At 46.9% G+C, this 22591-nt stretch carries 17 protein-coding genes and 2 pseudogenes; 6 read left to right on the forward strand and 13 right to left on the reverse strand.

All coding sequences use genetic code 11. From position 1 onward, the window contains the following. Positions 1-90 precede the first annotated feature (90 nt). A complete protein-coding gene (locus K4A83_RS09525; RefSeq protein ID WP_265264272.1) occupies positions 91-780 on the forward strand; it encodes a hypothetical protein in 690 nt (229 codons plus the stop codon). Between the two features lie 54 nt (positions 781-834). On the opposite strand, the gene K4A83_RS09530 is transcribed toward K4A83_RS09525, so the two are convergent. The 8 genes and pseudogenes from K4A83_RS09530 to K4A83_RS09560 form a co-directional block, all read right to left on the reverse strand. Then, the gene (locus K4A83_RS09530) at positions 835-1290 is read right to left on the reverse strand and encodes a divergent PAP2 family protein (protein ID WP_265264273.1); all 456 of its coding nucleotides are present in this window, start codon (positions 1288-1290) and stop codon (positions 835-837) included. 73 nt (positions 1291-1363) lie between these two features. Continuing rightward, positions 1364-2290, reverse strand: a complete 927-nt coding sequence (gene crtE / locus K4A83_RS09535) for a geranylgeranyl diphosphate synthase CrtE (RefSeq protein ID WP_265264274.1) — start codon at positions 2288-2290, stop codon at positions 1364-1366. A gap of 116 nt (positions 2291-2406) precedes the next feature. Next, positions 2407-2868: pseudogene (locus K4A83_RS09540) on the reverse strand (RNA-guided endonuclease InsQ/TnpB family protein); the annotation flags it as partial. A gap of 8 nt (positions 2869-2876) precedes the next feature. Next, positions 2877-4331 (reverse strand): annotated as a pseudogene (tnpC, locus tag K4A83_RS09545) (IS66 family transposase). Continuing rightward, positions 4328-4975 carry an adenylate/guanylate cyclase domain-containing protein gene (locus tag K4A83_RS23140; protein ID WP_407809981.1) on the reverse strand — a complete coding sequence of 216 codons (648 nt, stop codon included), beginning with the start codon at positions 4973-4975 and terminating at the stop codon, positions 4328-4330. The pseudogene tnpC and the gene K4A83_RS23140 overlap by 4 nt, the downstream one beginning before the upstream one ends. A 12-nt stretch (positions 4976-4987) precedes the next feature. After that, positions 4988-6634, reverse strand: coding sequence for a cache domain-containing protein (locus K4A83_RS09550; protein ID WP_407809980.1), 1647 nt, complete (start codon positions 6632-6634; stop codon positions 4988-4990). A 275-nt stretch (positions 6635-6909) separates the two neighbouring features. Then, entirely contained in the window at positions 6910-8292 is a 1383-nt protein-coding gene (locus tag K4A83_RS09555; RefSeq protein ID WP_265264275.1) for an IctB family putative bicarbonate transporter, read from the reverse strand. A 121-nt stretch (positions 8293-8413) separates the two neighbouring features. Continuing rightward, entirely contained in the window at positions 8414-9364 is a 951-nt protein-coding gene (locus K4A83_RS09560; protein WP_265264276.1) for a ribonuclease Z, read from the reverse strand. 555 nt (positions 9365-9919) lie between these two features. On the opposite strand from K4A83_RS09560, the gene K4A83_RS09565 reads away from it, so the two are divergent. The 3 genes from K4A83_RS09565 to K4A83_RS09575 all read left to right on the forward strand — a co-directional run bounded on the left by K4A83_RS09565 (position 9920) and on the right by K4A83_RS09575 (position 13220). Then, entirely contained in the window at positions 9920-10483 is a 564-nt protein-coding gene (locus tag K4A83_RS09565) for a hypothetical protein (RefSeq protein WP_265264277.1), read from the forward strand. 6 nt (positions 10484-10489) lie between these two features. After that, positions 10490-12511: a hybrid sensor histidine kinase/response regulator gene (locus K4A83_RS09570; protein ID WP_265264278.1), complete on the forward strand. Its 2022-nt coding sequence runs from the start codon at positions 10490-10492 to the stop codon at positions 12509-12511. A 433-nt stretch (positions 12512-12944) separates the two neighbouring features. After that, positions 12945-13220 (forward strand): hypothetical protein, encoded by a 276-nt coding sequence (locus K4A83_RS09575; RefSeq protein WP_265264279.1) that lies wholly within the window; start codon positions 12945-12947, stop codon positions 13218-13220. A 192-nt stretch (positions 13221-13412) separates the two neighbouring features. Here the strand turns inward: K4A83_RS09575 and K4A83_RS09580 are convergent, their stop codons facing one another. Then, a complete protein-coding gene (locus K4A83_RS09580; RefSeq protein ID WP_265264280.1) occupies positions 13413-15617 on the reverse strand; it encodes a sensor histidine kinase in 2205 nt (734 codons plus the stop codon). 162 nt (positions 15618-15779) lie between these two features. Between K4A83_RS09580 and K4A83_RS09585 the strand changes: the two genes are divergently transcribed. Then, the gene (locus tag K4A83_RS09585) at positions 15780-16418 is read left to right on the forward strand and encodes a hypothetical protein (protein WP_265264281.1); all 639 of its coding nucleotides are present in this window, start codon (positions 15780-15782) and stop codon (positions 16416-16418) included. 28 nt (positions 16419-16446) lie between these two features. Here the strand turns inward: K4A83_RS09585 and K4A83_RS09590 are convergent, their stop codons facing one another. Together K4A83_RS09590 and K4A83_RS09595 are read right to left on the reverse strand one after the other, a co-directional pair. Beyond that, positions 16447-17187 (reverse strand): Uma2 family endonuclease, encoded by a 741-nt coding sequence (locus tag K4A83_RS09590; RefSeq protein WP_265264282.1) that lies wholly within the window; start codon positions 17185-17187, stop codon positions 16447-16449. 11 nt (positions 17188-17198) lie between these two features. Beyond that, the gene (locus K4A83_RS09595) at positions 17199-19136 is read right to left on the reverse strand and encodes a serine/threonine phosphatase (protein WP_265264283.1); all 1938 of its coding nucleotides are present in this window, start codon (positions 19134-19136) and stop codon (positions 17199-17201) included. A gap of 251 nt (positions 19137-19387) precedes the next feature. Here K4A83_RS09595 and K4A83_RS22880 point away from each other — a divergent pair, with 251 nt between their 5' ends. After that, the gene (locus tag K4A83_RS22880) at positions 19388-19558 is read left to right on the forward strand and encodes a transposase (RefSeq protein ID WP_407809982.1); all 171 of its coding nucleotides are present in this window, start codon (positions 19388-19390) and stop codon (positions 19556-19558) included. Between the two features lie 187 nt (positions 19559-19745). Here the strand turns inward: K4A83_RS22880 and proS are convergent, their stop codons facing one another. Further along, entirely contained in the window at positions 19746-21557 is a 1812-nt protein-coding gene (gene proS, locus K4A83_RS09605) for a proline--tRNA ligase (protein WP_265264284.1), read from the reverse strand. A gap of 64 nt (positions 21558-21621) precedes the next feature. Further along, entirely contained in the window at positions 21622-22584 is a 963-nt protein-coding gene (locus tag K4A83_RS09610) for a hypothetical protein (RefSeq protein WP_265264285.1), read from the reverse strand. Positions 22585-22591: the final 7 nt, after the last annotated feature.

Here is a 22591-nt window from a genome sequence, read left to right on the forward strand (position 1 = left end):
GTCAGCAATTTCTAAAATAAGCTAAAATCTTGAATCTTGAAGTCAAAAGCCCCACTCCACTAGCGGGATGGGGTTTGTCGGAGGAAGATTATGAGGCGAAACATCAAGTTATTGTGGATTGGCTTAGAACTGTTGAGCTTATTCGTGGCAGGAGAGGTCATACTGGGAACGAGACGTTCCGCCAACGCCCAAAGTTATCCCCCCTGTCGTCCTCCTGAGTCGGAAGCTTATATTATTTTGGCACGGACTCCCTCTTGGAGTGAACAGGATTTATTGCGTCGGACTGTTCCCCGCGCTGAGAATTTAACAACTCAAAATTTAACGGTGTGTGTGCATCGGGGGGAGATTATGACTCGTCTGGGAGGATTTCAAAACCTGACGACCAGTGAGCAGTGGGGGCGGTATTTGCAGGAGGTGGTGGGGCTGGATGTCGTGATTGTCCGGTCCCAGCATTCGACCCCAACAAGCCCAGCCAGCCCCTTTCCCCCGGCATCAGGGAGTTTTGCGCCTCCTCCCCCCTCCCTGAACTCGGTTTCTGGTGGGGGATATATGGTGCTGGTGGACTATGGCAACCGTCCTGAACTAGCAGAGCAGTTGCGCCGCTTTCTTCAGAGGGATGTGGGGTTAGTGTCTTATTTCTCCCGTCCCTATTTATTGGCGGGCTATAGCGAAAGCCCGGAGGAGGCTGAGGCTTTGTTGCGACGTTTGCGCGATCGCAGTTTTTCGGCCATCATTGTTGAGAGCCGTCAGGTAGTGGTTTTAACCCCACGGGTCAATTAGTGAATAACCCACACTAACCAAGCACGGGTCTGGTGTGGGCTTCTCGGTTTCTAGCTAAAAATAACTTTCCACCACCAAAGCAATACAAATCCCTAGGGTGAGTCCAGCCAGGACCTGAACAGGGGTGTGGCCTAACAGTTCTTTTAACCGTTCCTCGCTCACTTCCTGATCTTCTTGTAACATCTCATCAATAATTTGATTGAGAATCCGCGCTTGTTTCCCCACCGCTTGACGGACTCCTGCGGCATCATACATCACAATCACCGCGAAGAGACAGGCGATCGCGAAATCGGTACTCGCCCAGCCTTGATTTTGCCCTACCCCGGTCGCCAAGGCCGCCACTAAGGCCGAGTGGGCGCTGGGCATTCCTCCGGTGCTAAATAACGTCCGATAGTTGACGGTGCCATCCTGAATCAAGCCAATAATCGCCTTGAGACATTGGGCAATCAGACAGGCTGCGATCGCCGCTATTAAAACATGATTTCCCAAAATTTCGCCAAAATCCTGCATGGTTGGTTCTTTATCGTTCGTCGTCCGGTTTGAGAAACATGGCTCAAAAATAACACCCTGCACCAATTCTCCGTTAGTTTTTGCGCTCCACAAAGAACCGGGCTAAAGCCCGCAGAGGGTCGGCTTTCGCGTCATAATTGGCCAAGGCTGCGATCGCCTCATCAATTAACCGTTGGGCTTGGGTCCGTGACTCCTCAATCCCCCACAAACTAGGATAGGTCACCTTTTGAGCCGCCAAATCCTTCCCAGCCGTCTTGCCCAACTCCTCTTGAGTCGAGGTAATGTCGAGAATATCATCCACAATCTGGAACGCTAGCCCAATATTTTTGGCATAGCGCGAGAGGCGTTGTAAATCCCCCTCCCCAGCCCCAGCAATCAGCGCCCCACAGATCACACAGGCCTCCAGCAACGCCCCCGTTTTGTGGGTATGGATAAAGGTCAAAGTATCCACCGTAATATCCGCCTTGCCTTCCGACTCCAAATCCACCACCTGACCGCCTACCAAGCCCCCAGCCCCTGACGCATGAGCTAAATGCGCGATCGCCTTTAACACCCGTTCCGGCGGTACCCCTTCCGTTTGGCTAGCCATCAACTCAAACGCATAGGCCAACAGGGCATCCCCCGCCAAAATCGCCATATCCTCCCCGAAAACCTTATGATTCGTCAGTTTTCCCCGTCGATAGTCATCATTATCCATCGCGGGCAAGTCATCATGAATCAAAGACATCGTATGAATAACTTCCATGGCGCAGGCCGTCGGCATCGCCATCTCCTGCGTTCCCCCCAACAGCGTGCAAGTCGCCAAACACAAAGTCGGCCGCAGTCGTTTTCCCCCCGCCAACAGCGAGTAGCGCATTGCCTTATAAATCGTGGGCGGATCCGTAATAGGCAGCAACTGGTCTAACGCTTGTTCTACCCTGATTTTCTGCTCTGCCAGATACCCAGCCAAATCAAACGCGCTGTCTTCAGAAATGGCGATTTTCCCGTCCGTCGTTACCATGCCCTACCTTTTTAAGCCAACAAACTGCTCTCATTATTGTATCAGCAGGAGGGAACTTGGGTCGGAGATTGACATACTCCCCGGCGTGAACGCGCGGGGATTCTTGACACATCATTTCAACTTGCTACCGAAGTAGTCTTACGGTCGATCCGTGTCCGTTTAGAGTCGTGGCAATGCCCTATCCCGACTTTGTTTATATTTTTCGCTGCATTTTCATCTCGGTCGTGTTCAGTTCCACAATTTAAACACTGAACTGACCGAATTTTTAAATCAAGCTTGCCCCATTTGTAACCGCACTCAGAGCAGACCTGACTTGTTGGTTCCCATGGGTTAATCACAACAAACTCACGGCTGTACTTCTGTGATTTAGCTTCACATAACGCTCTAAACTCTCTCCAGCCTTGTTGACTTATTACCCGTGAAAGTTTGCGGTTTTTAATCATTCCCGATACATTCAAATCTTCTAAGATAATAGTTTGATTTTCACGAACAACCTTAGTAGATAGTTTATGCAGGAAGTCTTTACGGGTGTCTGCGATTTTATTATGCAATTTGGCTATTTGAATTCGAGTTTTGTTGTAAGGATTCAGGTACCAGATTCAGGAATGAGAGAAGGCATAGAGACCCGCTCAGGAGAAGCCGTCGCCATTAAAGCTTGTTTGAGGAAACTCAACACCGAACGCCCTTGAGTCCGACAAGTCTGAATTACACTCAGTAACCTAGCCGTCTGGGCAAAACCTGCCATCGAACGGGAGCCACCAGAAACCTTACGCTTCGTTACAGCCAAGCGTAACGAGCGTTCTGCACGATTATTATCCGGGGGAATTTCTGGATGGGACAGGAAATACCACCACTGCTCGGTCTTATCTCTCAGAGAGCGCAACAATAAGCCCGCGTCATGGCCGGCGAGGGGAAGCCACAGTTCGACTGCCCTCTGCACTTGAGAGATAAATTCCGCCGCCCATTCATGATAGGCCGCCCCATCCTCCGTTTCGCGCCACTGACGGTGCTTCTCAAAGGCTGTGTCAATCAAATCCAGAAATTCCTTCGCCAACTCTGGATTATTCTGCTTGAGCTTGCCAACTTTCTTGAAGTGCCGCCTCAGATGAGCCAAGCATTTTTGCTGGGCTTTTACCTCATAACCGTTGTACACACTGAAGTCATCGGAGACGAGTGTACCCTCAAAGCTGCGACCTAATAGGGTTTCTAATTCCGCCCTGGAACGAGTATCGGCGGCGTGGAATAGGCAAAAACCCACCCCGCACACCACCCACATCCACTCTTTCACTCCCTTGACTAACCATGGCGTTTCATCCACTTGGGCATAGCCTTGCTGTTTCACCCAGTCTCCCAGTTTCTCCACTGTCTGTTCAACGCTTTGGGATGCCCTTTCATTGGTCGCTTGTAATGTCCCCACCCCCACGGTGATCTGTCCGAGTTCCTCTAACAATTCCTGCTGCTTTTCATAGCTCATGTGAGCGTAGTTCCCTAACCACACCAACAGCGATTGCAGCCCTGCTCCTAGGCTTTGACTTCCCAGCACTTCCGGCGGCAACTCCCCCCATGTTGGCTGTCCACATCGGCTACAACTGCAACATTGTTGCTCATACTCCACTACTTCAATGGCTGGTTGGATTAACTCGGCCACCTCATGGCGGCGGATTTGTCGCGGCACTTTTTCCAACTCTTGGCTTCCACAGTGTCCACATATTTGCGGTCACACCACTTCGTAGCGGTCTATTCTCCCAAATCCTTTACGGGTTTTTCCTGGATGCCCCGGTTGCCCTCCCGGTTGGCGCTTGCCTTGGGTGGGTTGCTCTTTTTCTCGAGGTTGACGTTCTGAGCGTTTGTGGATGTCGCTGGATGGCGGTTTCGATGAACTCTGGCTATCACTTTTGGCGTTGTTCTTGAGTCGCTCTATTTCCAAGACCAATTGCTCAATAATGTCTTGTTGCTGCAACACCAGTTCCACCAGCACCTCTGATGATGCTTGTCTCAGTTGCTCTCGTTCGACGGCTGGGGGAATCTTGATAGGCTTCATTGTGTTACCTTAGCCATTTTTCCTGATTTGTCAACCCCCCTACCTGAATCCTTACGTTTTGTCATATCTGTATGGGCAAACATTGCTTTAGTTTCTGGGGCTTTTTCAAAGAGATAACTATAAAAAATCGTAGTAAATTTGTCTGAATTTTGCTTTAAGATAACAAAACTTTCTTCTAAAAGACTAACCTTAAAATGATAATACTCTTCTTGACAACGATTCAAGTAAACCTTAGCTACTTTATCAAAAGGATTCAAGGTCAGACATTGACTAAATAACGGTTCTGCTACATCAAAGCACAACAGCCGATACTGTTCAATTGCTTGTTCAAAAAGGGTCAAAGTCTGCTGCTTTTTCTCCCGAATGGGTAAGGGATCAGCCGCAAAAACTTCATAAATCGTAACCCCTTGAGATTTACCCTTAACTTTAACATGGTCAATTTCTCGAATATAATCGAGTCCAGTATTTAATTGCTTAAAAGTTGAGTCACTGATTAATAAAGGAACACCATATATTTTGGTTAATTGCTCAATCCGAGAGGCTAAATTCACCGCATCACTAATCACGGTATTTTCCATACGGTTTGCACTACCCACTGTTCCTAACATTAAGATTCCAGTATTGATGCCAATTCCAATGTCAATGGCAGGTTTGCCTTAGGTGACTCGTCTTTGATTGTACTGGACTAATCGTTCTAATAGTCCAATTCCGGCTTTAACGGCATCATCTGGACTGTGGGCAAATAACGCCATAATTCCATCGCCAATGTATTTATCAATAAACCCATTATTTTCCAAAATTGCTGGATTCATCCAAGATAAATAGTCATTAATGAACTGAAAATTATCTTCTGGAGTCATTTGTTCTGAAAGACGAGTAAAGTCACGAATATCAGAGAACAACACAGACATTTCCCGTTCAACATGATCCCCTAAATGAATATTAGTGATACTCTCACGATTTAACAAACTCAGGTGATCTTGAGGGATAAAACGACTATAGGCAATAATTAAATCTTCCCGTTCTTTCTCTCGCAACTTCACTTGATTAAAGGTGTCATTAAGTTGGGCAGCCATTGTATTAAAGGATTGGTCAAGAATGTTAAGTTCAACAATAGAACTGGGAGGAATATGTTGTTCAAGTTGACCACTGGCGATCGCCTGAGAAGCTGCTGTGAGGCGAAGAATCGGCCGGGTAATACGTTGAGCGGTTAAGATTCCTAGGGCGATCGCCAGTCCGAGAGCAATGACCATCAAGGTTAAAGCATAGTAGTGATCCGCATAAATTTGAGCCATAAAATCGGCTTCGGGAATTGTTACCACAATAAGCCAATCTAAACCATAGGGATCTTGAAAGGGTAAAATTTGCACAAAATACTGTTGATTATTAGAACGAAAATTCAGGTCTTGTGAGCGTTGAATTTGAGAAAAATGACCAAATTTTTCCTGAATAAAACGGGCTGTATCCCGAATTAAAGGGTCGTGACTTTCAACCGCTAAAATAAGATGGGCTTTGTCTCCCTGTCCTACCGTTAAAGGTTCATCGGTGGAACTCGAAATAATTTGACCATCTTGATCGATAACAAACGCTTGACCCGTTTTCCCAATGTGTAAGTTCGCTAAAAAATGACGAAACTCGGTCGGAGTTGAAACATCTGTTGCACAAACTCCTAGGGAATTTCCCTGACTATCATAAACTGGACGGACTGCTGTAATAGTGGGTAAAAGAGTGCCAAAATCTAAATAAATTTCGCTCCAAGTTGGTTTTTGAGCTTTCAGTGCGGCTTTATACCAAGGTCGTTGTCGTGGATCGTAGGGACCATCATCTGCAACAAAACTTAGACGGTTGCCCTGGCTATCCAGATTATAATAATGAAAGCGGTAATTGGTTTGAGAGCTTAAGGTTTGGAGATAAACTTGTCCTCCTGGCTCCTTTGTGCCAACGCCTAAAAATTCCCCCTGTTCTGTCCCGCAATAAATACTAAACAAAAAGGGGGTAAACTGAAACTGTTGCAGCATTTGATGGACATTTTTCGCTTGTTGAAAATCTAAATCACCTTCTATAAAAGCGGCTGCATTCAGTTGATTAATGTTATGGGGGCTGGTAAAATAACTTTGTAATTCTCCTTCAATGCGGGCTGTTAACTCATTTCTCAGTTGGCTTGAGAGATCATGAACAACCTTCTGGGAACTCTGGAAATAGATATAACTGACTAATCCAATAGCAGCAGTCAGTTGTAGAACAAAAGGGATAATCAGTGTTGAACGGAGGCGTTTCAATCCTAAAAGCCGAGTTACAATCATTCAGTGACTCCACTAATTTGGCAGGAGAAATAGAAACACGAGCTGATACGAAATACCAAAAAGAATGCTATCTGTAGATGGGGTGAGGGGGGTGTGAAACCTAACAATTCACCGCCTGACAGTAGCAAACATTTAAGTAAGTATATGGTCTTAGAACATCAGACCGAAATCTCTAAGGGATATCTTATAGTAGGGGCATTTTCTGAAGTTGCCTAGTCCAGAGTAGGAACAGAAGTTTTGACAATCCCCGCGCTTTGATTGCCGGGGATTTTTGATTACTGTTCACTAGACATCTCTTGGGACTGAAAAAAGCTAGCGATTAAGGCAACCATGAGCCACCATAAGGTATTGATGGGGGGACGATACCAGACGGTATCAAATAGACCATGAACTAACATCCCGGCACAAGCGGCGATCGCAGCCATTAACCAAAATGCTTGTTCATCCTTGATTTGCCGTAAACGGGCGAGTTGTTGTAAACCGAGATTAAAGGTGATCACCCCAAACCATAAAAATAGGGCAAAACCTACCCAGCCCACCTCAACCAGAGTTTCCAAGAAAATAGAATAGGCCCCCAAAGCGTCCCCGTAACCGGAACGGGCATAGAGGGGATAGACTTGTTTAAAGGCATCATTCCCCGGCCCAATGCCGATGATGGGATGATCGCCAATCATGCGAAAAACGGCCTCCCAGACGTTAATCCGGAAGTTATTACTACTATCTTCTCGCCCGGCAAAAATACTCATCACCCGTAAACGCAAAGGTTCTACAAGGGTGATGCCTAAGATAATTACGGCCGTCATGCTCCCAAATAGCATCGGCACTAACCAAATCCGCCAAAAGGTGGGTAAATACTCGGCAAACCAATAGCGCAGGAGGAGGAAAAAAGTAATCAGAAGGGCGAGGGCTGCAATCCATCCCCCGCGACTGTCGGTAAAGAATAAACAAGTGGTGTTGATAACCAGCATTACCCCCGCGAGGGTTTTGGGGAGATACCCCCGCCAAATGAATAAGGCGGCTATGCTGAGGGCGATCGCGGTGATTAAATATCCGGCTAATAAGTTAGGATTACCCAGGAAGCTATAAACTCGGGTTTCTTCGGCGAGGAGGGAGGTGGGATCATTCCAAGTGGCTAATTGTTCCACCCCCTTATATTGTTGACGAATACCGTAGGCGCTGACGAGGAGGGAGACGTGGAGATAAACCGCCATGACCCAATTCCGGAGACGAGGCGATCGCAACACTTGCGCCCCCAACAGAAACATAAACAAAAACAGCGTCAGTTTAATCAACCCCGAAAAAGCCGCACTTTTCACATCAGAAAAAGCCGTGGCAATAAGGGCAATGCACCAATACACGCCCACCGCGATATGAATAGGCGTAGACCCGGTTTTCAGGCGGTCTGAGAGAGTTAACATCAGCCAATAGCCCCCGGCCGCGATTAATAACACTCCCGTTGGATTGGAAGAGTTGGTAAAAGGGGCAATGAGGACAATCGCGCACAAAATGACCGCACCCAGAGGATTCGCCCATTGTAAAAACCAACTGCCCTCCCGCCAAGCGCTTAAGAAACCCACGAGGCGGTACAAATAGCTGCCCCCCCGCCATTGGGAGAGGGGCAAATCAGATAAGGTGAAGCGTTGCCACACAGAGTTCATGGGGGAAGTTTCAATCTAAAGACCGTTTCATTATAGAGGGCGATTGATCCCCCTCTCCCCTGCTCCCCTGCTCCCCTGCTCCCCTGCTCCCTTGCTCCCCAAGTTATTCAGCAAGCCCTACTTAATTTTGTGATGCCACCTCACGATGGCGGGGTAATTCGTAACAGAAAAAATCATGGGCTAACTTTGTATTGGGAAAAATCGCCCGGGCTTCGGCTAATAAATCCTTTAACGTCACCTCATTGGCTGGGGTGTACCGGGGGCTAAAGTGGGTCATGATTAATTCTTGCACTCCTGCCAATAGGGCTACCTGGGCGGCCATTGTTGAGGTGGAGTGTAAACGTTCAAAGGCAAATTGAGCGTCTTGGTGGGCAAAGGTGGCCTCGTGAATGAGTACATCGGCCCCTTGGGCTAATTCTACGGCTCCTTGGCAAAATACGGTGTCTGTGCAGTAAACGACACTGCGCCCCTTTTCCGGGTCACTACATAAGGTTTGACCGTTAATGATACGTCCATCGTCTAAGGTAATGGTTTTGCCCTGTTTGAGTTCTTTGTAAATGGGGCCGGGGGGGATGCCAAGGGCTTGGGCTTGTTCGACATTAAAGCGTCCGGATTTATCTTTTTCTGTCACCCGGTAGCCGTGGGCTGTCACGCGATGTTCTAGTTTTTGGGCGGTGACGGTAAATTCTGCATCCTCATAGACTAGCCCGGCTTGTACGCGGTGAATATTCACTCGGCGGGCAATATCAAGCTGAGAACAACGGGCTGAGGTTTTGATGTAATCGGCTAGGGCTGGGGGGCCGTAAATATCTAGGGTGTGTCCGGTGCCAGCGAGGCCAATACTGGCGATTAATCCCATCAGACCATAGATATGGTCGCCGTGCATATGGGTGATGAAAATGCGGCGGATTTGCGAGGTTTTCAGGTCGCTGCGCAGAAATTGATGTTGGGTGCCTTCGCCACAGTCAAAGAGCCACACTTCCGCCCGTTGGGGTAAACGGAGGGCAATACTGGATACATTGCGCGATCGCGTGGGAACGCCGGAACTGGTACCTAAAAACGTAATTTCCACAAGTGAATGTTCTGGATTTAAACAAATACCATCTATCAGCTTATCTTACTTAGTGGGCTGTTGACTGTCCAACCAGTTCAGCGCAGGCTCACCCTCTTTCCCTCAGCGAGAACTCGCTCAAGCTAGATTTTTTTTTCTGTACGAAAAAATAGGCTCTCCTCTTGAAGAAATAACTAGCCCCGGCCATCCTAATCTGAACCTTCAGAACTTTAACGGATAGGTAGTGTGATTTAAAATACACTTTATTAGCCAAAAGTTCGTAGAATTTGCCAACGGCACAGAGGGGCTGATTTGATTAAAATAAAGATAGAGAAAAAAGTCTAGACAAAAAGGGTCAAACGTCTGGATAAAATCCTAAAGGTAATTGTTGTCACATCTTGAAACCAAAGAAGCTTGCGATACCATTGGGACATGAGATAGGCTCAAAGAAGGGGCAATACATTTCGCTTCTTCTGACTCAGACTTTTAACCCTTGTAGATTGTTCCGTTTTTAGCTATTGTTCGTCCAGCCTGTTCCCAAAATATAACTTCCTTTATTGCTTCCCCCAGGTCGATATGTCTAAGCAAGCTCTAACACGGAATCCGCTTTTTCCCCCCACTCAGGTTTTAGGTCAATTAAAGAGTGGACAGTTATTTTATGTACAAGCGACTCCCGGTAATGCGCTGATTATTTGTCACACCCACTATGCGGAAATTGTGGGGCCAGGGGCGATGGTGGGGGGAATTGTGGATCTCGATTGTTCTCGCTTGGTCCCCTTGGGGAAAGTGGCGCTGACTTATCTAGAATCCTTTGAGCAGAAAAAAGACGCTTTCTTCCATCGTCAACAATGGCTGAGTGCAACGCAAAAAGTGGTAAAACAAGGGGTGCCTTTAAAACGAGCGAGTTTGATTTTAGTCATGATGGAACGCTATTTTGGGGCGGCAATTACCGATGGGTTAGAGGATGAATTGCTGGCGAGTTTAGTGGGGGTTTTGCCTAGTACAATGGAGCTTGCCCGTCAATATCGACGGAGTAAACAACAGGAGAATTCTGGGGTAAAAGTGGGGGACAATCAGGAGGAAACGATTGCGCTAGAATCGACTGCGCTAGAATCGACTCCTCCTCTGTCTCCCCAATAATAGACCATGATTGATGACCCCCTAACTATTTTGGTGGTGGAAGATGACGAAATAGACCGGATGGCTGTCCGACGCGCTTTAAAAAAGGCCGAGGTGGATTTTGTCATGGTGGAGACGGAGACTTGTCAAGGGGCGTTAGAGCAGTTAACTCGGACGAGATTTGATTGTGTGTTCTTGGATTATCGTCTGCCGGATGGGAACGGATTGGATTTAATTCGGACAATTCGCGATCGCCAAATTAAAATCCCCTTGATTGCACTGACGGGGCAAGGGGATGAACAAATTGCCGTCGAGTTGATGAAAGCGGGGGCTTCAGATTATCTCTCCAAAAGTAAAGTTTCCCCGGATACCTTATGCCGTAGTTTATTCAGCGCCGTGCGGGTTTATTCTGCTGAACAAGAAGCCCAAGAAGCCAATCAAAGATTATTAGAAAGTGAGGAGCGCTATCGTTTAGTGGTGGAGGGGTCCCATGATGGGATTTGGGATTGGGATTTACAGCGTCAGACGATCTACGGCAATGACCGTTTATTGGCAATTGTGGGCTTTTCCCCTAATGCGGTGGTGATTACGCCCAAATTGATTTTAAAACTCCTCCATCCTGATGATCGGCCCTATCTCCTCCATTTAGTGCAGGAACATCTCAAGGGGAGGGCGGAATTTGCTTTAGAGTTTCGCATCCGTCATCAAAGCGGCGAATATCATTACTGTACGGTGCGGGGGAAAGCCCAACGCGATCGCACCGGAACCCCTTTCCGTCTGTCGGGGGTGGTGAGTGATATTACGGAACGGAAACGCACCGAAGAGCGATCGCGCTTTTTGGCCTCCGCCACTACCCTCCTTTCCGCCACCCTCGACTATCAAACCACCCTCAAAAACCTCGCCCATTTGATTGTTCCTCACCTTGCCGATTGGTGTACCATTAACCTCGCTGAACCGAATAAATCCCCCCATTTAATCGCCGTTGCTCATGTTCACCCAGAACAAGAAACCCTCGTCTGGCAACTACAAGGGGACAATCGCACCCCCCAAACCACCCAAGTTTTTCAAACCGGGCAATCTGTAGCCTGTTTTGAAGTCTCCCCCGCTCTCCTGAGTGAATTGTCTGTGAGTCCTCAACAACAAGACCTTTTAACTCAGTTAAAATTCTCTTCCTATATTTGTGTTCCCCTACGCACCCGAGAACGGATTTTAGGCTCAATTCTCTGCGTCTGGGGCCAGTCCAGTCGTCATTACAACCAAGAAGAACTAGAGTTTATCGAAGATTTAGCCTACCGTGCTGCCCTGGCCATTGAAAACGCCCGCTTATATAAAGAAGCTCAAGAGGCCGCCCGCATGAAAGCGCAATTTTTAGCCATGATGTCCCATGAACTGCGCACCCCCATGAATGCCATTATTGGCTTTTCCCAAGTCTTGTTACGCCAACGATCTGGCACCCTCACCCGGCGACAAATCCAGATGATTGAAAGTATTCATAACAACGGGAAAAACTTACTCACCCTAATTAATGACATTCTGGATTTATCGAAAATTGAAGCCCATCACCTGATCTTAAAACCAGAAATCCTCAACTTAGAGCAATTAGTCGCCACAACCTTGGATAGTTTGCGCCCCCTAGCCGATGAAAAACAATTGCCTTTGTGCCTAGAGTCGCAACTCCAAGACAGCAAAATTTTGAATGATCGCGATCGCCTGCGTCAAATCCTGATTAACCTCCTCTCCAACGCCCTCAAATTCACAGAAACCGGACAAATCACCATCACCCTCCGAGAAATCCCCCCCCACCACATCCAGATTGTGGTACAAGATTCCGGCATAGGCATCGCCCCAGACCAACAGGCCTACATCTTTGACGAATTCCGCCAAGTAGACCAAACCACCACCCGCAAATATTCCGGCACTGGCTTAGGATTAACCATTACGAAATCCCTTGTCGATTTAATGGGCGGAACCATCACCGTAGAGAGTCAACTTGAACAAGGTTCAGTGTTTTGTGTCACCCTCCCCCGTCATTTGGCTAGTACAACCTAATTATTCCCCCCCCTACTCACGGTAAATGTCGTGAAAAATTAGGAGAAATAAGGCAAAATGCCGATGTTTAAACTATTGGTAAAAAACTACACTGAAAGAAAAGCAGTTTCAGGGTACAGGTAGCTTAAATACCGTAAAAATACGGTAAAAAAACGACCTCAACAAAATCTTTATAAAGACTGGAAGTTATATCCATTAAGGCTTTAAACTCTTAAAGCCTTATTTTTTTGCCATTTTACCCCCTTTTCTCTTCATGATTACTTTACAATAAAATACGTGAATTTTCTGTTACTCCGTAAAAACAATTAGGTTATATTAAGGTCATTCTTGTTGGGTGCATTGCAAACACAGGACAATCCCTGATGTTATTACGGAAAGCAAGAACCCATGATCTAACCTTTTGACCAATCACAAACTTTTTACCCCAAACACCATGAAAACTCTATCTGTTCTCCTGCAACCTCATCACAGTATGTTTCAAGGATGCAGATCCATAACTTCCATCAACTACATTGTCACTCATGCACTCCAGACAGGGTTTTTAAGCACCAGCGCAGAAGAAAAGCTGCGCCAACTCTTACAAACTACGAACTATGGAATTGAAGAATTGAGAGCTTATTCAGACTTACAAAAAGCGGTGATGGATGGGTGGGTGCGTCAGGAATCCCGAGAAAGGCTCTTGCAGCAAGTCATGGCACAGGTGGCTTAAAGACAAGATGATCGGGGAGGTATGACCTAATCAGCACAGGTAAAACGACGAACAAATCCCTTGATTGAATAATCATTATTTATCCGTTTCTTATTTCGCTACATCTTACTCAATCAGGGTTTTATCCCAAAACTAAACGTTAAAATGCACTGAGTTTATCAATTCTAATACATAAAATTGGGGAAGATGACCTTAAGTTTTTCTCGGTAAAGTGATGGTGAATTTTGTACCTTGATCTGACGTGGAATCTACCGTTAAATTCCCCCCATGCTGTTCTACTACAATTTGATAGCTAATCGCTAACCCTAAACCTGTCCCGTGGCCGACAGGTTTTGTTGTGAAGAAGGGATCAAATATTTTCCCTTGAATCTCTTCTGGAATTCCTCCCCCATTATCGGCAATTTGAATCATAACGTCTTGTTCTGTTGCCAAGGTGTTAATCCATAACGTGGGTTCATTCACTTCTAATTCATTGAAAGCCTCTATAGCATTGGTGATGATTTGCAGAAAAACCTGATTGATTTGCCCGGGATCACATTCAACTAAAGGAATAGGCTGATAATCTTTTATAATCTGAATCTCTGGGCGTTTTTCATTGGCTTTTAGCTGATTTGTGAGAATAGCTAATGTGCTATCTAATCCCTCTTGTAACGGAGTGTCTTTAAATCCAGCTTCATCTAAGCGGGCAAAAATACGCAAGGCCGCGACGATAGTTTTAATCCGTTCAGAACCAACCCGCATAGAATAAAGCAGTTTGGGCAAATCTTCCTGCACAAAATCCAAATCAGCATCTTCTAAATGCTCTAAGAGTTCTGGGGGTGGTTTAGGATAGGTGCGTTGGTATTCTTGAATGATAGAAAGCAGAGAATTGGCATATTCTTCTGTGTGTTGAATATTGCCATAGATGAAATTAACCGGATTATTAATTTCATGGGCAATTCCCCCGACTAATTGTTCCAAACTAGACATTTTTTCGGCTTGAATTAACTGCATTTGAGCCGTTTTTAAGTTCGCTAAGGCTTGAGTTAATTCGGAAGTTCGTTCCCCGACTCGTTGTTCTAACTCACTGTTAGTATTTTCTAAGCGCTGAAAGGCATCCTGTAAAATAGTTGTCATTTGGTTGAAAGAGTGAGCTACCCGATCGAGTTCTTGAATTGGAGAGGGGGGTAAAGGCTGCAATCCTTGGTTGTCAGGATTTTTAAGGGATTGAGTGTCGTCTGCGATCGCCAAACTGGTTTGACTGAGTGCTAAAATAGGCTGGGCAATACGTCGCGCCATATAATAACCAAACCCAATGGCTAAGATTAACCCAGCAACACAGAGCAAAATAGTATTACGACTGTTGGCTTGAATTTGTCCGAAAACTTCCGATTTCGGCACGGCCACCACAATGAACCAATCTAACCCCGGTTCTTCAGCAAAGGGTAAAATCTGGATAAATTGTTCCTCATGATTAATGGCTAAATCTGGTGCAGATTGGGATGGTCTAGAATCAAGGAGAGAAAGACGATCTCGCATCAATAAACCGACTTCCTGCATTAACTCATGGTCTGAATCCTCCGCTTTCACTCGTTGTCGTCCTTCGGAAGTTTCTACAGTCACCGTATCGGGGACAGAACTGGCCACCAAAGACCCATCTCGTTCCATAATAAAAACCTTGCCCCCTTGTCCTAAATCCAATTGAGCTAAAAACTCGTCCACATCGGACAAATATAAACGAGCGCTCACCATGCCAATGAACTCCCCATTGTCGTAAAGGAGTTCACTAACCGGAAGAACTAGAATCCGGGGATTGCCAAATAAGTTAAAAATGGGATTCCAAACCGCTTGGGGTTGTTCTTGGGTTGTTTGTTGTAAGGTTTCTTGGTACCACTCTCGGGTTCTCACGTCAAAATTAGCACGACTGGAGAGAAGTGAGGTTCTGCGACCCATTTCATCCAAACCGTAGGTAATCATGGATTGGGTTAATAAATCGGCCATTTGTAACACTCGTTCTGAACGAGTCTCATCTTCATACTGAACAGCCGTAAAACTGCCATCTACTCCCGCAAAGGCAACATTCCCGATTTCTGGAAATAGGGTGAGTAAATCATAAAATTGCCGCTCACGACTTGAAGGATCTTGAATATCTAATTGTCCGCTACGGACGGCATTGATATTGATTTGGTTAACTCGATGAGGTGTGTTCAAGTAATTAATTAAATATTCTTCTACTCGTGCCATTCTTTCGGTGCCGAGTTGATTGGCTAAATCTCTTACGGCTTCCTGAGTATTGCGAATGGCTAACCACCCTGTTAACGTAACCGCTAATGTTACTTGTACCACTAAAGGAACGGTTAAAAGCCAACTGAGAGGAATCTTGCGGCGCAAGGATAGAAAAAACGGAGAAGTCTGCATCACGATTGGTCCATTGAGCAAATTATTCCTACTATAGCTTTTGTGATAGGGGATCTGCTGCCCCCCTGTCAGAGCGTGGTTGATGGAGTTATTAACCGACGGGGGGAGGAAAAGCTATATAATATCTTTGCCTTCACAGTCCCACCGACGGAGAAATAAGTTTTGGGCATTGATCTACGCAGTTACGTTTTTCTCGACAATCTACAACCCCAACACGCTGCCTATATTGGAACCGTTGCTCTTGGTTTTCTCCCCCTTCCGGGGGATACGTCTCTCTGGATTGAAATTTCTCCCGGTATTGAGATTAACCGCATTACGGATGTTGCTCTTAAAGCAACGGCTGTCCGTCCGGGGGTGCAGTTTGTAGAACGTTTGTATGGATTGTTGGAAATACATTCTCCGAGTCAAGGAGAAACGCGAACGGCGGGACAAGCGATTTTAGATACTCTGGGGGTATCAGAACGCGATCGCCTCAAACCCCGGATTATTTCGAGCCAAATTATCCGCAATTTGGACGCACACCAAGCCCAGTTAATTAATCGCAGTCGTCGCGGCCAGCTACTTTTAGCCGGACAGACGCTCTATGTATTGGAAGTGCAACCGGCGGCCTATGCTGCTTTAGCGGCCAATGAAGCGGAAAAAGCGGCCTCTATTAATATTTTACAAGTCTCTGCTATTGGCAGTTTTGGGCGGTTGTATTTAGGGGGAGAGGAACGTGATATTTTAGCGGCTTCTCGCGCTCTGATTGGAGCGTTAGAAAGTGTCTCGGGACGACCTCATCCCGACCAAAACAATGAGTAAAACCGAGCAAACTGTGAACAATTATCACTTAAAGCTGGTCTGGATCAATCCCCAACTCCCGTAATTTTGCTAAAGCGCGATCGCGTTGTTGTTGAATTTGATCTCGTTCCTGTTGAATTTGATCCCGTTCCTGTTGAATTTGATCCCGTTCCTGTTGAATTTGATCTCGTTCCTGTTGAATTTGATCCCGTTCTTCCATAAACTCTCCGGGATCTTTAAACCGTTCCCCATTAGGATAGAAAACCATCAATCCCTCTGCACCCAATTCAAAGCGAATTTGTAACAGGGGAGAGATCCAAGGGAGATGGAGGGGAGTAATTAAAACAAAATCCTCCCCCTGCTCCTCTCGCACAAACCCCCAAAAATCATAGGATTCTGGGTCATAAAAAAACATTTCTAGCACCCCATGTTTTTGATAGAAAGTTTGTTTTGCTAACATCTCGCTGCGGGTGTTACTCGGGGAAAGAATTTCAAAGACCACTTGAGGAGCAATATTATCCTCCTCCCATTGTTTGTAACTGCCACGATATCCGGGAGGACGACCAAACACTACCATAGCATCCGGTGCTTGAGCCGGGGCGGGGGGTCTTTCTACCTGTACGGGATACCACAGTAAATCCCCCGCGACAAAGACTTGTTGATTGACAAATAACCGTCTCAGATTGCTGACTAGACAGACAATCCAATCATACTGTAGGGTATTTTCCGCCATAGGTTTGCCATCGGAATCTGGATAAAGAATGTGAGGTGGGATAGGTGTTTGAACCATGGGTCATAGTCCTACATTATGGGAGTGCCATCTAAATTGGGGCGTAATTTCACACGAACAACAACGCCAGTGATGTTATCATGACCGTTTTCGATGTTGGCGAAACGGACTAAATCATACAATCCTTCTTCTAAATTAGCCCGAGAACTGATTAAGGGGGTTAAATAATCTTCATAGTGTTTTTCTAGTAAATCCCCATCGGATACACCGTCAGAACAGAGTAAAAAGACGGTATCTTCGTGAACTTCTAGGAACAAAACATCCGGTTTCACAAAATCATTTTCTCGGGGGCCGAGAGCTTGGGTGAGTTGGAAGGCATCGGGACGTGCATAGGCATCTTCTGGGTCTACCCCGCGTAAAATTTCCCGTTGTCCGACTTCATGATCTCGGGTTAATTGTTCAATGCCTTGTTTGCGGGTGATTTGGTAAACGCGACTATCTCCGACATGGGCGATCGCAACATTCCGATCCTGTACCAAGACCATGACCAAGGTTGTCCCCATGCGACCACTCCCAGACCGGGAATTTTCTAGGTTAACTGTGTAAATCTTTTCATTGGCCGTTAAGATGGCCTGACGGATGGTTTCCTCATCGGGTAACACTGTGGGATCAGTCCAATGTTCTCGAAAATAGTATTGTAGAGATTCTACAGCCATCGCACTGGCGACCTCTCCGGCCGCGTGTCCTCCCATGCCATCACAGACAATATAAATCCCTTTGGCTTGTAGGGTTTTCCCGAGGGGGTTTTCTGTGCTGTGGATTAGGGTTTCAATGCCAAAGGTATCTTCATTATGGTCCCGTCCTCCCACATGGGTTAAACCGGATGCGGTGAGGCTGAGTAACTGCATGGGGAGGACAATCGTGGGAACATCTTCCCCCTCCATGGGATAGTTCATTTTTTCCTCATGGGCCCCAGCACTCATTTCCTGTTCCTCGACTTCATCGGAGGGATCCGGTTCTGGGTTATTCTCTTCCTCATCGGGGGCCTCTTGTTGACGGGCGAATTCTCGTAAGCGCGATCGCACATCATCCACCACTGTAATCTTGCCTTCCATTAACCCACCCAACAAGTCCGCCAAGGGGCCGTAGAGGGTGCGTCCCGTTTGACTAAAAAAGCGTTGCCACAACTGTCCTAAAGCACTCAATTCCGGCTGATGTTCCGGGTCATCGGGATAGAGTTGCTGTAAACACAGCACCCTATCCTCATCGACCCGTAAATTACTCGCTTCTAACAAACTTTGGCAGTACCCCAAAGACGCTAAATTTTGCCACAATTGAGCCAGTTCATCCAACCAAGATAAAACCTGTAACAGGGGAATATCTGGATCTTCCCAACACTGAGTTAACCCGGCATAGTTTTGACGATCTTCGAGCAACACCACCGTTTTTTCTGGGGTTTCCCAAGCATCATAAAGACGGGGAATAATGGGACAGAAACGATCCTTCAGTAATTGATAGGGAATCGCCATGGCAGGGACTCCCGCTTGTTGTAGGCCTTCCTCCTGAGACTCTGATGAATCGGTCAGCACCGCGTTAGGGTCAAGGGTTGCCGTTGCACTCAGTTGAGAACTTAAATAGGACTCTGCGAGGGGTTGAGAGTCCCACACCTGCACACTATACCCCTCACCGTAGTGGGGGGAGGGGGAGAGGGCTGAATCGCTGTAAATGTGATAACGCTGGTTGGGGTCTAATGCGGCCACCTCGGGGATCTCCGTCTCCTCCCCTTGGGCTAATTCTACATTCTCTGACTCAACGGCGGGAGTTTTAGGGATAATCAAAGCGAGGAGCGGTTTCACCATAGACGCGCCACAATGGGGACAAATCTGCTCTTCCCATCCCACCGGTCCGCCGCATTCCTCACAATCCCTTACCGTTAGGGAAGTTCCACATTTTTGGCAATACTTGTTTTGTGTCGGGTTTTTCGATTGGCATTCAGGACAAACCAGCATAGGGGAACTTCCTCAACTCTATTAGTCATTTTGACACACTCCCTAACTATTGACACTCCCGCCGTTAATTGCTGACGCAATCTAACGGGGGATTCTTGCTTCTTCAATGACACTTAGCTAGGGCTTGCTGAATAACTCTACTCGTAGGGTTAGGGAACACCGGATCTGGGAACAGGGAACAGGAGGAGTCGAAAAAAGGCAAGCCTTTTTGATTATTTATCCCTAAAACCTTGCAATTTCTCGCTCTTAAAATAGCCCAAAGCCCTATTAACATTGCTTACAGGGATATTCAGCAGACCCTAGCTATAGCATACAATAAACCTTGCTTTTGGACGGGAACCTACTTTGTTTCTACTGGCGGTGGTGTTACAGTTGAGCAACTTAAAAAATATGTTGAAGCTCAAGATTTTCCACCCAATTAAGGACTCCCTTTGGTCGGTTTTCTTGGTTGGTCAAAATTTATCTCGCCGTTAAGCCTATCGGCTCTAACGGGAGTCCTATGAGTGACATTTAAGATAGGTAATAGGGGAGGGGGGCAGGGGAGCGGGGGAGCAGGGGAGAAATTATCAATTATCAATTGTCAATTATCTATTCCCTATTCCCTATTCCCTATTCCCTAGTCAAAGCCTCTTGTACCCATTGCTGTAGGGTGGGGACTAACTCCTCTAGGGGGATTTCTTGGGTTTCCTTGGTGGCCCGCTTCACGACTTCCACCTTGCCATTTTTAAGCGATCGCCCCGTCACAATACGATAGGGAATACCAATTAAGTCCGCGTCCTTAAACTTCACCCCAGCGCGCTCATTGCGGTCATCGAGCAAGGTTTCTACCCCCCCTTGGTTTAACGCCTCATAGAGGTTCTCGGCCACCCCTAACGCTTCGGTATCATTCACATTGGGGACAATCACAATGGCATGGTAGGGGGCAATGGCAACAGGCCAGACAATGCCATCTTGATCATAGGACTGTTCCACGGCCGACTGAGCGAGACGAGACACCCCCACCCCATAACAGCCCATCCACAAGGGGATTTCTTCCCCATTTTCGCTGGTATAGGTGGCTCCCAGTGCTTGAGAATACTTGGTTCCCAACTGGAAAATATGCCCCACTTCAATGCCTCGGGCTGATTTTAAAACTTGAGTGGGATCGTGAACAGCGCGATCGCCTGCCATTGCCGTCCGTACATCCACCTGTAGGCTAGGTAACTTAAACTGTTGGCCCCAATTCGCCCCAAAAACGTGATATCCCGGCTCATTCCCCCCGGTGACGAAGTTTTTGAGGTTCACCGCCGTTTCATCCACCAGACGCAGAAATTTCGGGTGAATATCGGCCGTTTTGCCAATATAGTCATCCCCCAAATCTGGCGCAATATAGCCCAAGGGTAACGGTTTTGCCGCCCATTTTTTCTGGGCCTCTTCATCGGGGACCTCTAAGCTTAAAATCCCCTTCGCCCCAAACTGTGCGGCCCGTTTCACTAACTCATTTTGCAACTTCACCCCATTAACATCCTGATCTCCCCGAATACTCACCAACACCAGCACCTGTAATCCCGTGTCGTAAATGGCCTGATAGAGAACATTTTTCAACACGGCTGTGGGGGAACATTGGGCAAAATCCGCTAAAGTGGCAATGGTGGGAGTATTGGGTGTTGCCCGCTTTTCATACTTCGTAAAGGGAGAAGGCACGGCATCGGGAGGCAGAGACACCGCCTTTTCTACATTAGCCGCATAGTTGCCATCTTCGGTGTATAACACCTCATCCTCCCCCGCTTCGGCCAACACCATAAACTCCTGAGATCCTGATCCACCAATTGCCCCGGAGTCCGCATCGACAGCCACAAATTCTAAACCACAGCGCGAGAACATATTCCGGTACGCTTGATCCATATCCCCATAGGTTTGTTTGAGACTGTCCTCATCGGTATGGAACGAGTAACCATCCTTCATGATAAATTCCCGACCGCGCATCAAACCGAAACGGGGGCGAATTTCATCCCGGAACTTGCTTTGAATTTGGTATAAATGTAGGGGCAGTTGACGATGGGAGCGAATCATCTCTTTTGCGATCGCCGTGATCACCTCCTCATGAGTCGGACCCAGTGCCACCTCCCGATTTTGGCGATCCTGAAACGCAAACATAATCCCCTCCGCCTTGGTGTAAGTATCCCACCGTCCCGACTCCTTCCACAACTCCGAGGGCTGCAATTGAGGTAATAGACATTCTTGGGCCCCGGTGCGATCCATCTCCTCCCGCACAATTTGGGAAACCTTGCGTAACACGCGCCACATTAACGGTAAATAGGCATACACCCCGCTTCCGATGCGTCGAATATACCCCGCCCGCACTAACAATTTATGACTCGGAATTTCTGCGTCCTTGGGGTCCTCACGCAGGGTAACAAACAGCATCTGTGACAGTCGCATGGTTTTCTTTCCTTAAGAATGATCCTCCATCGATCTAGAATATCAGCGCACCGTAGACATTGGTTCAGACTTCAATCTGTTTCAATAGATCAATCAACTGCCGGGTCCGTGCCTCACGCCCCTCACAATTGAGATGATTCTCCGTATCATAAAACCAATCATCGGGATATACGAAGTCTTGGGGAGAGCCTAGAATGTAGGGATGGTGGGTGTCTCGCAGGCGCTGTTCAATTTGTTGGGCGATCGCCTCACTCCCAGCCCAAGCACTTTCCGACACCGGGGGAAACAAATAATAAACCCCCATTCCTTGCAACTTTAAACTATCAATTCCCTTTTTAATCAGTATAATATGAGCCTCATGGTGTTGCGTCCAAACCTCACCATAGGCCGCAGGAAACCCCGTCAAATCAAAAGATTCTCTCCCACAATCTAGCACCATATCGCCATTCACAATACGACTACCAACCGCCATAACTTCCTCCCCTTCCACCACCGGAGAAACGGCCTTTTTCCCTTGAATTGAACGATTGATTCCATACACCAACATCATCCCCAATCCTTGTTGACCATGATCTAGCAATTGCTTAGAATATTGCCAAGGATCCAGTAAAAACGCTTCAGGATAGCGAAGTAAAAAAGTTAAGGCAAAATAGCCCGGAAGTTTAGCCTGAGTCGTGCGATAAAACCCCGCACTCCAAGATAAAATAACCGTATCACCCCGTCGAGCATTCCATTTCGCATCAGAAACCGTAAAATCCGCCCCCGTATTCGCATAATATCCTAAATTCAACGTACGCCGTTTCAAATTAACATGAACCTCTTGGGCAGATAAGCCAAACGTCACACTAGAATCACCCATCAAAATAATCCGAGGAGAGGGATATTGCGCCGACTGCTTCCGCAGATATTCCAACTCTAATCCCGGACTCCCATAGCCATCTTTTAACGCCAAAGAACCGATCATCAGCAAAGGAACGGCTTGAATTAAAAAAAACAAGCTACAACGCAGCCAAAATTTTTTCAACATAGTATAT

The sequence above is a fragment of the Spirulina subsalsa FACHB-351 genome, assembly GCF_026130165.1.
Taxonomy (GTDB): Bacteria; Cyanobacteriota; Cyanobacteriia; order Cyanobacteriales; family Spirulinaceae; genus Spirulina_A; species Spirulina_A subsalsa_A.